Origin of the sequence: Bartonella sp. AP58NXGY (genome assembly GCF_042195785.1) — a bacterium.
In the GTDB taxonomy this organism is placed as follows: domain Bacteria; phylum Pseudomonadota; class Alphaproteobacteria; order Rhizobiales; family Rhizobiaceae; genus Bartonella.
Map to the genome: position 1 here is coordinate 1 of NZ_JBHIOY010000021.1, position 12,205 is coordinate 12,205.

The 12,205-nt window shown below is 38.1% G+C and carries 7 protein-coding genes and 3 pseudogenes; 5 read left to right on the top strand and 5 right to left on the bottom strand.

Features of this window, described 5'->3' with window-relative positions; all coding sequences use genetic code 11:
* Nucleotides 1-126 precede the first annotated feature (126 nt).
* Nucleotides 127-894: pseudogene (locus ACFINC_RS08720) on the bottom strand (tyrosine-type recombinase/integrase); the annotation flags it as partial.
* 334 nt (nt 895-1,228) lie between these two features.
* On the opposite strand from ACFINC_RS08720, the gene ACFINC_RS08725 reads away from it, so the two are divergent.
* The 3 genes from ACFINC_RS08725 (at nt 1,229) to ACFINC_RS08735 (ending at nt 4,500) form a co-directional block, all read left to right on the top strand.
* Nucleotides 1,229-1,621: a Fur family transcriptional regulator gene (locus tag ACFINC_RS08725; protein WP_375616953.1), complete on the top strand. Its 393-nt coding sequence runs from the start codon at nt 1,229-1,231 to the stop codon at nt 1,619-1,621.
* A 174-nt stretch (nt 1,622-1,795) separates the two neighbouring features.
* The gene (locus ACFINC_RS08730; RefSeq protein WP_375616954.1) at nt 1,796-2,890 is read left to right on the top strand and encodes an HlyD family secretion protein; all 1,095 of its coding nucleotides are present in this window, start codon (nt 1,796-1,798) and stop codon (nt 2,888-2,890) included.
* A 38-nt stretch (nt 2,891-2,928) separates the two neighbouring features.
* Nucleotides 2,929-4,500 (top strand): DHA2 family efflux MFS transporter permease subunit, encoded by a 1,572-nt coding sequence (locus tag ACFINC_RS08735; RefSeq protein ID WP_375616955.1) that lies wholly within the window; start codon nt 2,929-2,931, stop codon nt 4,498-4,500.
* 1,584 nt (nt 4,501-6,084) lie between these two features.
* Here ACFINC_RS08735 and ACFINC_RS08740 read toward each other — a convergent pair.
* The 3 genes from ACFINC_RS08740 to ACFINC_RS08750 form a co-directional block, all read right to left on the bottom strand.
* Nucleotides 6,085-6,669, bottom strand: coding sequence for a GNAT family N-acetyltransferase (locus tag ACFINC_RS08740; protein WP_375616956.1), 585 nt, complete (start codon nt 6,667-6,669; stop codon nt 6,085-6,087).
* 75 nt (nt 6,670-6,744) lie between these two features.
* The gene (locus ACFINC_RS08745; protein WP_375616957.1) at nt 6,745-7,878 is read right to left on the bottom strand and encodes a type III PLP-dependent enzyme; all 1,134 of its coding nucleotides are present in this window, start codon (nt 7,876-7,878) and stop codon (nt 6,745-6,747) included.
* Nucleotides 7,879-9,572: 1,694 nt separating this feature from the next.
* Nucleotides 9,573-10,490, bottom strand: coding sequence for a rhodanese-related sulfurtransferase (locus ACFINC_RS08750; protein WP_375616959.1), 918 nt, complete (start codon nt 10,488-10,490; stop codon nt 9,573-9,575).
* A gap of 115 nt (nt 10,491-10,605) precedes the next feature.
* Between ACFINC_RS08750 and eda the strand changes: the two genes are divergently transcribed.
* The gene (gene eda / locus ACFINC_RS08755) at nt 10,606-11,271 is read left to right on the top strand and encodes a bifunctional 4-hydroxy-2-oxoglutarate aldolase/2-dehydro-3-deoxy-phosphogluconate aldolase (RefSeq protein WP_375616958.1); all 666 of its coding nucleotides are present in this window, start codon (nt 10,606-10,608) and stop codon (nt 11,269-11,271) included.
* On the opposite strand, the pseudogene ACFINC_RS08760 reads toward eda, so the two are convergent.
* Nucleotides 11,250-11,677 (bottom strand): annotated as a pseudogene (locus ACFINC_RS08760) (ferredoxin--NADP reductase); the annotation flags it as partial. The gene eda and the pseudogene ACFINC_RS08760 sit on opposite strands and share 22 nt — an antisense overlap.
* A 175-nt stretch (nt 11,678-11,852) precedes the next feature.
* Between ACFINC_RS08760 and ACFINC_RS08765 the strand changes: the two are divergent.
* Nucleotides 11,853-12,134 (top strand): annotated as a pseudogene (locus ACFINC_RS08765) (Arm DNA-binding domain-containing protein); the annotation flags it as partial.
* Between the last annotated feature and the right edge of the window lie 71 nt (nt 12,135-12,205).

Genomic DNA, 12,205 nt, shown 5'->3' on the forward strand with positions numbered 1-12,205 from the left:
CTCTTTCAAGCAAAGAGTCAATATCATTTTTTATTTTTTTCAAAATAAAATATTGTAAACAACAACGGCTATTTCAACTCATAACAGAAAAAAACTAACATCTAAAAATAAATCTCGAAAACTAAAGTTTCTTGCTGAATTATTACGAACACCTGTAAAGATAAACAAACGCAAAGCCAGATATGTTATGTTTTGTGTTTTACAAAGCGCTTGATAAAAGGCAGTGACATCTTTCCAATCCATTGCCAGTCTATTAATGGTTTTATGACGTTGTTTTCCTAAGAGCGCGCGTGCTTTTGTTGTTGCTTGTAAATCAACATCTAAACCTAGTGCAGCAGCATGTTTGAGACAAAGATTAAGACGGTTCAGTGCTTTCTCTGCTGTTCCAACTTTTGTATGCAAGATAGGAACAAGCGTGTTGCGTATCTCTGTTTGTGTAATCTCTGAAACGAGCAGACAGCCTAATTTAGGGAGAATGTAAAGCCGCAAGGGAGAAAACCAATTTCCATTTTTACCATCACCTTTTAATTCTGCTTTACGATTTTCAAAAATCTCTAAAGCAATGTCTTTGTCTTTTAAATAATGGAGATTGTAAATAATGGAGATTGCTTATTGCTTCACGCTTTTGTTTATTGCGTTCTTTAATAGGATCGCGACCCTCACGTAATACAGAGCGCCACCCAGTTGCCAATTCACGGGCTTGTTTTAAAAAGACATCTCTCAAAGAGTACCCAATCCTATTTCACGACGGCGTCCGTGAAGGGTATAATGGTAAATCCATTGAGCACCACCATCTTTACGCTTATGAAGAAGCAAGCCGGCACCATCACACACTTTGCCAGCTCGTGGGTATTGCGATAGCCCTTGGCACTTAAGACGATTCATAAGAGCCATTTTTAGTTCTTTCTTATACAATTTTTACCCACACACAAGCCCCGCTTGTGACGTGCAAGCGAATGGTTTTGGTTGATTCAGGATAAGCAGGTTTGAAATGAGAGAATCTTACGATATTCGGGACTCTCACTCAACATACAAAACAATGAATTAATCAGTATATTGTATGTTCACGGCGGCTTCCAGATCCCAAAATCTCCCTTCTCTCACAACAGTTACAACTCTTCTTACATATCACGACGCGTATCATGTTAAAGGGTCTATTCTATAATCACCATTGCATAAACGGCCTACACGCTTTATGCTTTCCCTTAAGAGCAAAAGGAAGATGTCAATGTCATCTAAACTGACGCGTAACCAAACATTGGTTTTAAACACTTTAAAAAATGCAAAAGGGCCTTTAAGTGCTTATGCGATTCTCAATCACTTACGCGAAGAAGGTTTTCGCGCACCTCTCCAAGTTTATCGTGCGTTAGAAAAACTCGTACAGTTAAAGTGTATCCATCGTCTTGAAAGTGTAAATGCCTTTATGGTCTGTTTACACCCTGAAAACTGTCAACATGAACTTACAACCTTTATAATTTGCGAAAACTGTGGCACAGTCAACGAAATACAAAATCAAACGATTGTATCAAGTTTAAAGAAGATGGTTCAAGCTGTTGACTTTCAAGCACACAAAAGCACCCTCGAAGTACGAGGTCTTTGTAAAAAATGCGCAATAAAATAAGATCTCTAACTTGAAAATAAGATCTCTAACTTGCAAGTTTATATATTTAGCATTATGTACCAGAGGTCGCCTTATTGTTTGAAAAGCTCTTATCGCTCTTGCATATATATCACCCTACCCTGTAGTGATAGGCTTATTATACTCGTTGGAACATAAATATTGGAAGTATAAATCATGTCCATATCTGAGACAATTTTTTCAACAAAAAATCTCGATAAAACGAAACAAAAAAAAGTAATCAAAGCTCTTCTTATCGTCTTTGCGCTTTTTGTACTTTGGTTTAGCTATAAATGGATAACGCAATGGCGTTATATGCTGTCCACTGAAGATGCCTATGTGCAAGGAGATATAGCCGCTATTGCGACTAAATTAAATGGATATATTGAAAAAATTGCCATTAAAGCCAACCAAGTTGTAAAAAAAGACGATGTTTTATTTTACCTAGACAATGGTGATTATCAAATAGCCTTGGATCAAACAGAAGCGCATCTTGACACACAGAAAAAAACACTTCTACGCATTGATGCACAAATCACAGCCGCTCATAGTGCTTTAGATGATGCAAAAGCGCAAAAAGCAGCCGCTTCAGCCATAGCAACCAATGCACAACTCACCTTAAAACGTGTAACAGAACTGAAAGCCAATCGTTATGCCCCTCAATCTGATGTTGATGATGCCAAATCAGCTTATGAACAAGCTATCGCAAATGTTAACCGTGCGGATGCACAAATCGCTGCAGCACGCGCCAATATCCAAGTGCTAGAAGCACAACGAAGTGAAACAGAAAGCCAAACAAAAAGTTTAGAACTTTCGCGTGAAAAAGCACAACGTGATCTTGATTCAACCATTATACGCGCGCCATTTGATGGAATCATAGGAAATTTAACAGCAAAAACGGGAGATTTTGTTGTAAATGGCCAACGTCTTGCAGCGTTAGTCCCCATACATGCACTTTATATTGAAGCAAACTATAAAGAAACACAGTTGCAAGATATTCATGCGGGACAAAAGGCTTATATTTCTGTTGATGCCTTCAAAAAGGAGGTCTTTACAGGAACAGTGCTTTCTATTTCACCGGCAACAGGTGCTGTTTTTTCTCTTCTTCCTCCACAAAACGCTACCGGTAACTTTACAAAGATTGTCCAACGCATTCCCGTACGTATTTCTATTCCAGAAGAAGTCTTAAAGACCGGACATATCCGAGCAGGAATGAGTGTTTCAGTAGAAGTTGATACACGTACAAAACCACAAGATAAAAGTCTCTTATAATAACAAGCAAATAATAACAAGCAAATGACCTCATTATTATGACATCTTCAATACCAAAGCCCATACAGTCTCAAGAGCGCATAGAAATCCGTAGCATTGTGATTTTCATAGTTATGGCCTTTGGCATGTTCATGGCCATTTTGGATATACAAATAGTTGCCTCCTCTTTAGCCGAAGTTCAAGCTGGTCTTTCTGCGAGCTCTGAAGAAATTTCATGGGTTCAAACCTCCTATCTCATCGCTGAAGTCATCATGTTGCCCCTTTCAGGATTCTTAGGACGATTGCTTTCAACACGTGTTTTCTTCACCATATCAGCGATCGGGTTTACGATTACTTCTATTCTTTGTGCAACAGCAACATCTATTGGAGAGATGATTATCTACCGTGCATTGCAAGGTTTTATTGGTGGAGGAATTATCCCAAGCGTTTTCGTCGCCTCTTATGTTCTTTTTCCTCCTTCCAAACGCCCAATTGTTACCCCTATTGTTGGACTAGTCGCAACATTAGCCCCCACTATTGGTCCAACGGTCGGAGGTTATCTCTGTCATATCTTATCATGGCACTGGCTTTTTCTCATTAATGTGCCTTTTGGGATTATTATTTCAATTCTCGCTTGGAAATTGATTGATTTTGATAAAGCAGATCCATCTCTCATGGCTAAATTTGACTGGTTGGGGCTCATTTCTATGGCTGTTTTTCTAGGAACTTTAGAGTATGTACTAGAAGAAGGCGCACGTCATGATTGGCTGAATGATGAGCTGGTTCGGAATTTATTTATTATCATGATTCTTGCTGCAACCTTATTCTTCTGGCGCGCTTTTACAGCAAAAGAACCCATTGTAGATCTCTCTACTTTTTCTAATTTTAATTTTTCAGCTGCATCCATTTTTTCCTTTTCTTTGGGAATAGGTCTTTATGGACTCACGTACCTTTATCCTGTCTATTTAAGCCAAATCCGCCATTATGATGCCCTGATGATTGGAGAAACATTGTTTCTTTCAGGATTCGTCATGTTATTAACTGCTCCCCTTGCAGGATTCCTTTCAGCACGAATGGATGCACGTTTAATGATGGCAATAGGACTTTTTGGTTTTGCAATAGGCACTTGGATGGCTAGCGCTATCACAGATAAGTGGGATTTTTGGCAGCTTTTTTGGCCGCAAGTTTTCCGTGGTGCTTCTGTAATGTTATGTATGGTTCCTATCAATAATATTGCCTTGGGAACACTTCCACCAGAACGAATGCAAAATGCTTCTGGACTCTTTAATCTCACACGGAATCTAGGTGGTGCTGTAGGGCTTGCCATTATCAGCACTCTCATGACAAAACGCACGGACTTCCATTATGAACGAATAGCCGAAACACTTAACCACGCAAACAGACAAGCAACTGAAATGCTTTCAAAGCTTATTTTATTATTCAAAACAGAAACCTTTGATTCCTACACTCTTGCTCTTTCTCAATTGTTTAATATAGTACGCATACAAGCAATGATTATGGCTTTTAGTGATATTTTCTTTATCATAACCATTATCTTTGGTGTTTTGACATTTATGACCATGTTTCTCAAAAAAATACCATCCCTCATGGATTCACCACCAAGACACTAAGATTCATTAAAATTGAAGAATATTTTTGATCTTTATCACTTTCCTCGATTTTTTCATTTTATCTCTTCTCAAGAGACAATATAAATTAACATGTGATTCTAAATGATTCTTCTGATAAAAATTCTTTTCAATGCGAGCTCTTTACGCACTTTTAAAATAACTTCTCGCATATAAAAATTGTTTTAGGTGATAATAAACAAAGAGCTTACCTAACATGCTCCACACTATAAAGATAAAGCAGCTGTTTCTATAAGATTTTTGATTTATCACTATAGGGCAAAAAACATTAAAAGAATATGTGTGCTTATCATTAAATCTCTCCTCTATCCGTCAATCCCGCTTTACGCTACTCCCCTCACAAAAACGATCCTGTACGATTCTTTATGCTTCATTCTTGTAGACGCCTTACGAGAATATTCACATCACCCTTCCCTTTTCCTTTCTCCCCCATGGGAAACCTCCTTTTTGAGGTCATTTATAAAAGAGATTCTTGTGATTTTTTCTCATGTATCCATTTTCCTTACAATGTACAGGATAACGTTTTGTTGTTTCTGAATGCAAAAAATTGAAATGAGAAAATCATCCTCTACTCGACACTCTCATGCCAATTGCAAAACAAGTTGTCTTGATAGCAAAAAAGTAATGGAGAGTTTTTTCAAAAAAGCAGCTTTTAAACATGTAATTTTATTTTTTACGCCCTTTTAAAGAAGCTAATACTTACAGTTTTGATTCTACTGCCGCGTATTTTTCTTTCTTAAAGCCTCTTCTCTTTCGATAGGCACTAAAATTGTATAAAATTTCTTAAAATATCTCTCTTTTTGAATAAAATTGATCAATGAATGATCCCCTTCTATGCCCTAATCTTACCATGGTGGCTCCACAACTGTTAATGACAGAAATTCCCTCACATCTTCAATAGTAAACGTCTAGACACTTGTTTAACCTCTCAAAAACGCACATTCGTCGCTATTGAATCCACCTCCAAATACTTTAGAAAGGCTTCTAAGATTCTCTTCCCGATAGGCAAATAATCATTTCTGATGTGAAAAATTCAGTGGTATAAACGAAAAGCTCTCGTAGTCATGACATTGATTTATAATCATAATTTATGATGTTATCTATTATAATGAGCAATCTGAATATTGTGAGAGTTTCCTATTCAAAACCTGTTCATGATGAATCAATCAAAACCATTCCTTTGCGCACAAAAAGCAGAGAGATAAAAACGGTTTTAAAAAGAGTAAAATACCGAATCGTTTCAATGCAAGATTGACCAACGATATTGAGAACTGAAAAATTGTATGATGATGCCGGCTTTAAAAGAATACAAAACCACTCAAAAATCTGTTTCCTTTAATCGTGTAAAATATGACGCTATTTCAAAAAAATGCGCTTTTAATATATTCCTAGTCACTTAACTGAAATTATTAAAAATAAGAAACCCGTCACATAAAGAAAAGGCTTTATAACACAATTGCAATGCAACGACCCCCAAAATTTGTACCGCATCAACATTTTGATACTAATCAAAACAGTATGCCCACCTCAATGCCAGCACTGTTGCAAACGCAATAAATACAGTCTTCAAGCCACTTTATGATGCTGAAAACGACTTGTAACGGCTCGTGCTCCACTAGGAGCCAAAGTGCCATAACACCCAGCAAGATAGTTTGGTATCAGTTCCAACGCTTGAAACCGATGTTTTTCGTAAGGACCAGGCATTGCCAAATTTTCTGTTAAGCGATTTGAAAAGCCAAAACGTTGATAAAATTCAAAATCCCCTACCAATAAAATAGCGCCATATCCCAATTTTTTTGCTGTTTCAATTGCATGGCGGACTAAAATTGATCCTATTCCCATACCAGCACATTCAGCGGCAACAGCCAAAGGTCCCAAGAGTAAAGCATGTTGTGTTTCATTTTTTTCTTTAAAAAAAGAAACATGCCAAAGACGTACACTTCCCACAAGCTCTCCCAGAGCATTTTTAACCACAAAAGAAAGCCCTTGAGCAGCTAGCCGACCACGCCGTAAAGTCTCTGATGATTTACGTTTACGTCCATACCCCATCGTTGAATCAAGCAAAATTTCTCGATAAGGCTTATCGGTTTCTTGCTCCAATAAAAGTGTAAAATATGCCCCATCTTTTGTTTGGAAATTCATCATGTTCATCTCAATGACCGCCCTCTTATAGCGCCATGACGAGCATAGCAAAAAGTCTAAAAAAACTATAGTTAAAAGGAAACCTCAGATCACATATGATCGTAAAGGCTCAAAACCATTAAAAGCAACCGATGCGTAAGTTGTTGTATAAGCACCCGTTCCATGAATCAATATTTCATCTCCTATTGTTAGAGATAGAGGAAGCGGATAAGGTGTTTTTTCATAGAGAACATCTGCCGAATCGCATGTTGGTCCAGCCAAAATACAAGGCTCCATCACCTTATCATCATGAGGTGTCTCAATAGGATAACGAATGGCTTCATCCATAGTCTCAGCAAGACCATTAAATTTTCCAATATCAAGATAAACCCATCGTACATTATCATTATCAGCTTTTTTAGATATTAGAACAACTTCTGTACGAATAACACCAGCATTGCCAACCATCGCACGTCCTGGCTCAATAATCGTCTCAGGGATACGATTACCAAAATGCTTTTTCAATGAATCAAAAACTGCTGTACCATAAGCTTGTTCTGTAGGGACATCTTTCAAATAACGGGTTGGAAAACCGCCTCCCATATTCACCAATTTCAGTGAAATGCCTTCTTGTTCCAAACGCTTAAAAACTGTAGAAGCATCCGATAAAGCACGATCCCACGCACTCAGATCAACCTGCTGAGACCCAACATGAAAAGAAACACCATAAGCTTGCAAACCTAATTGGTGTGCCCGTCTTAGCACATCAACCGCCATAGCAGGGACACAACCGAATTTGCGTGACAATGGCCACTCTGCACCTTTTCCATCGGTAAGAACACGGCAAAAAACACGCACTCCTGGAGCAACACGCGCAATTTTTTCCACTTCTTCAACACAATCAACTGCATAAAGTGAAACACCCAATGCATATGCTCGTGCAATATCACGCTCTTTTTTAATCGTATTCCCAAAAGAAATACGCTCTGACGTTGCTCCTGCTTTTAAAGCCATTTCAATTTCTGCAACAGAAGCCGCATCAAAAGAAGATCCTAAAGAACTCAGCAAACGCAAGATTTCAGGAGCTGGATTTGCCTTTATTGCGTAAAAAATACGAGACTGCGGCAGAGCTTTTTCAAAATTTAAATAGTTGTCACGAACAACATCAAGGTCAACAATTAAGCATGGACCTTCAGAACGATGTGTTGCAAGAAAATCGCGAATACGTTGCGTTGCCATCTGCAATTCTCCTTGAGGGAAAGCTCCCCCACTCTATGCTTGGACAGCCAAAGCTGCCAAAAGCTAAAGGACAAAAAACACACAACAACTATCCCCATTCTGATTACAAAAAATCAGAAATTAGCATTGCATGCAGCGAAAGAACAGCGCGAAGCCGCGTTATTCTATTTTATCTGCCTTTTTGATTGGAGTTGAGAAAACCACTTCCGCACTGAAGGCAATGAGGTGTGCCTCTATAGTTATCCCAGTATTTAAAAACTGGAAGACACCAGAAAGGCCCGCACCGTCGTTGCTTCAAGATGTCCTCATTCTTGCAATTGGCTGTAAGAATGACTGGAGCGGTTAGTTCCAGGTACCGTACCGGTTAATCTCACCATTTGAGAACCAGCGGACACCCACAGGCACGTGCGACTTTGGGCAAGGCATCCTATAAAACGAATCCTTTCTCATTTCAATCATTTTTTTAATTTTAAACATTTTTTAATTTTAAAAGATAAAATGATGCGAAAAAACAACACTCTCCCCAGACAAAACCATCCATCTGCTTTCATGGGATCCCCCCTTACACCATCCGTGCAACATCAAGCACTATCTTGCGTTTAAAGCCCCTCGTTTCTTTACCCTATTCTATCTCCTAATATCCGCAGCAGAAAATAACGCAAAATAAATTACTCAAGACATTAATTTATAATGATAATTTATTATTGTACCCTTAAACAAAAATCCCATTATAAAATCCTCTTATTTCAACCCTCTTACAATGAATCAATTAAAATCATTCTTTTGCGCATCACAAATAAAAAACAATTGAAAAAAAGAGTACCTTTTATATATCCTCTCAAATGCAAAGATGACCAACATTGAAGATTGAGGATAGTAACGACTAAAGCACTATAGTCTTTAAAGACAACGTGTCCTTCCCCCAACAAAACACCATTATCTTTCTCATTTACATCCTAAAAAACATTCCTACTTCCACATTCATTTCACAGCATCGCTTAAGCAAAATATCATGAAGAAATCCCCGTATAATATAGCTTGTATGATATAGATCAACTACATATCACCCTCTTTATACTTATGAAATTAAAAACAAACGCTCCCATTCTATCTGCCAACTCCCAATATTGCAGAAACTCCTACATTGAAATGTTTCATAACACCTTATCTAAAATGATTTTTGTCCACACGTTGCTCCCATTTGCGACGTACAAGTGAATGAATTTTACGCGATTCGTTCTCATCTAATCTGAAAGCAACAAAGTTCAAAATATTGAACTCTTTTATTCAAATGAAAATAAATTATCATTATAAATTAATGTATTATATTAAATTCTGAAATCATAAACTCCTATTATCATTTTATTTTTCCACCTAGCATCTGCTTTTTCATCTCCTCTTATTAATCACATCTTATTCATACGCTTTTCTCTTAAACTACAATCTCCCTCCTCTGCGCTGTTGGTGAACAGCTTTTCTATTTTAAAATGAAAAGTATTTGAAAACTCAATCCTATAAAGTCAAGGAGAGTGAACAATCTATAATGATTATTTATAAGTCAAATAATTTAATATAAACAAAAAGACCGAATAATATCCGGTCTTATGAAATATTTTTCTACCAATATAAAAAACTCTTCTCTCTTAAATTTAAGAGAAAAACGCTACAACTTAAAACTCTACACTACGATATCCTTATGTCCCTTGATGAGAATCACTTGCACGCAACTTCAACAATTGAAATTGCCTATGGCGCTCACGAAAGCGTTCTCTATCAGCTTCACTGCGTGTGTTATAACAAGCATCACAGGAAACACCTTCTTCATAATGAGGCGATAGTTTGCTTTCAGCATTGAGAGGAGAACGACATGCGCGACATAATTCGCGTCCACATTCTTCAAGACCATGTTGAACAGAAACACGCTCATCAAAAACAAAGCACTCACCCCACCATAAACTTTTTTCTTTTGGAATTTTTTCTAAATATTTTAAAATGCCACCTTTTAAATGGTAGACTTGCTCATAACCAAGATCACGAACATAAGCTGTTGATTTTTCACACCGAATACCACCTGTACAAAACATGGCAATTTTCTTTTTCTTTTTTAAATCAGCCTCATGTTTACGCACCCATTCAGGAAATTCGCGAAATGTTTTAATCTGCGGATCAATCGCTCCTTGAAAACTCCCAATCGCATATTCATAGTCATTCCGTGTATCGATTAAAATTGTCTCTTCATCTTGAATAAGAGCATTCCAATCTTCAGGATCGACGTAAGTACCAACAACTTTTAGCGGATCAACACCTTCAACCCCCATTGTCACAATCTCTTTTTTCAACCGCACTTTCATACGATGAAAAGGCATCTTTGATGCCCATGAATATTTAATCTCCGGCGTTTGAAACGCTGGCTCCGCCACAATAAAATCCACCAATGCCTCAATCGCAGCACAAGAACCAGCAACAGTTCCATTAATTCCCTCTTGTGCTAAAAGGAGGGTTCCTTTGATATCCTTTGCTTGACATAAATCCTGCAAAGGTTTTTGTAATTGACGATAATGTTTCAAATCTGCAAAGCAATAAAGTGCAGCAACTTTAAAATTCTTTTCCATGTGTTTTGCCATAACGCGCGTTTCATTCAATTTCAAGATTTATTCATGTACTCTTTAACATATTGTGCTTAATCAAACGATACAAATAATATCATCTCCAAGAAGAAAAAATATCATGTGCCAAAAAAGAGAAAAGCTTTTATTATATCTCCAAGGACAAACTGTTATACCTGTTTTGCTCATTGACAATCTACAAAGTGCTGTACCCTTAGCACGCGCTCTTGTCAAAGGCGGATTAAAAACAATTGAGATTACCTTGCGAACACCAAATGCCCTCAAAGCAATTCAGAAAATTACCCAAGAAGTCCCTGAAGCAATCGTTGGAGCAGGAACAGTTCTCAACACGATACACTACGAGCAAGCCGAACAAGCAGGCGCAAAGTTTATTGTAAGCCCCGGATTATCCAATGCATTAATCAATTGTGCAAAAAATAGTGAAATTCCCCTTCTTCCCGCTGCAATGACCCCAAGTGAACTCATGCAAGCATTAAACAAAGGCTATTCATATCTTAAATTTTTCCCTGCTGAAGCTGCTGGAGGTATTTCCTTCATCGAAGCTTTAGCATCTCCCTTCTCTGATATCCGGTTTTGCCCAACAGGCGGTATTACACAAAAAAGTGCAACACAATGGCTCCAACTGCCCAATGTCTTCTGCGTTGGTGGTTCTTGGATAGCACCCCAACCGCTCATCGCAATAAGTGATTGGGATTCGATTACTGCATTAGCGCATACTGCAACACAACTCTCCTCTCTATCGAAAAAAGCGCGCTCTACAACATAAGTAGCAGGAGCATTATTGGCCCCTTCAACAAGACCAAAGCTTTCACGCATCCTTGCGCAATCTTTTAACATAGCCATGGAACCACAAATCATCACCCGATCTTCATCAGGATGAATTTTAGGAAGGCCTGTTGTTTCAAAAAAATCTCCACTTTCCATAACAGTCGTAATACGCCCCATATGCTCAGAGGGTTCACGAGTCGTCATAGGATAAAATTTCAACTGTTGTGCATATGCCCCACAATGAGTGGATCTTGTTGCAAAGAGGGAACAAGATCTTTTGCACAAATTAACTCATTCTTTTCGCGCGTTATTTAAATAAGAACAACTTCTGAAAATTTTTCATAAATGTCAGGATCACGAATAAAGCTTGCAAAAAGAAAAAACCCGTACCGGTTTGAAAGAAGACAATGCATTGATTTATAATAATAATTCACTGTTTTGTATGTTGAATAAGAGTCCCGAATATCGTAAGATTCTCTCATTTCAAAGCTGTTTATCTTGAATCAATCAAAATCACTTGCTTGCACACCACAAGCGGGGCTGGTGTGTGGGTAAAAACTGTATAAGAAAGGACTAAAAATGGCTCTTATGAACCGTCTTAATGCAAGATCTGTCGCAACATTGGGAGCTGGCAAATATAATGATGGGGCCGGCTTGTTACTTCATAAGCGTAAAGATGGAGGCGCTCAATGGCTTTATCGTTATACCATTCATGGACGCCGCCGTGAAATGGGTTTGGGTGCCTTGAGAGATGTCTCTTTAAAACAAGCCCGTGAAACTGCAACAAAATGGCGTTCGGTTTTACGTGAGGGGCGTGACCCTATTAAAGAACGCAATAAACAAAAGCGTGAGGCAAAAAGCTGGAGTTGCTCGTAGAGCTCTTATTCGTCTCAATATGTGTCTCAAACATGCGGCTGCATTAGGGGTGGATG

What these genes read in the sequence shown, in the direction of transcription:
- ACFINC_RS08750 (WP_375616959.1), bottom strand. Translation starts at nt 10,490, where the DNA reads ATGGAAAAGAATTTTAAAGTTGCTGCACTTTATTGCTTTGCAGATTTG.
- ACFINC_RS08735 (WP_375616955.1), top strand. Translation starts at nt 2,929, where the DNA reads ATGACATCTTCAATACCAAAGCCCATACAGTCTCAAGAGCGCATAGAA.
- ACFINC_RS08725 (WP_375616953.1), top strand. Translation starts at nt 1,229, where the DNA reads ATGTCATCTAAACTGACGCGTAACCAAACATTGGTTTTAAACACTTTA.
- ACFINC_RS08745 (WP_375616957.1), bottom strand. Translation starts at nt 7,878, where the DNA reads ATGGCAACGCAACGTATTCGCGATTTTCTTGCAACACATCGTTCTGAA.
- ACFINC_RS08730 (WP_375616954.1), top strand. Translation starts at nt 1,796, where the DNA reads ATGTCCATATCTGAGACAATTTTTTCAACAAAAAATCTCGATAAAACG.
- eda (WP_375616958.1), top strand. Translation starts at nt 10,606, where the DNA reads ATGTGCCAAAAAAGAGAAAAGCTTTTATTATATCTCCAAGGACAAACT.
- ACFINC_RS08740 (WP_375616956.1), bottom strand. Translation starts at nt 6,669, where the DNA reads ATGAACATGATGAATTTCCAAACAAAAGATGGGGCATATTTTACACTT.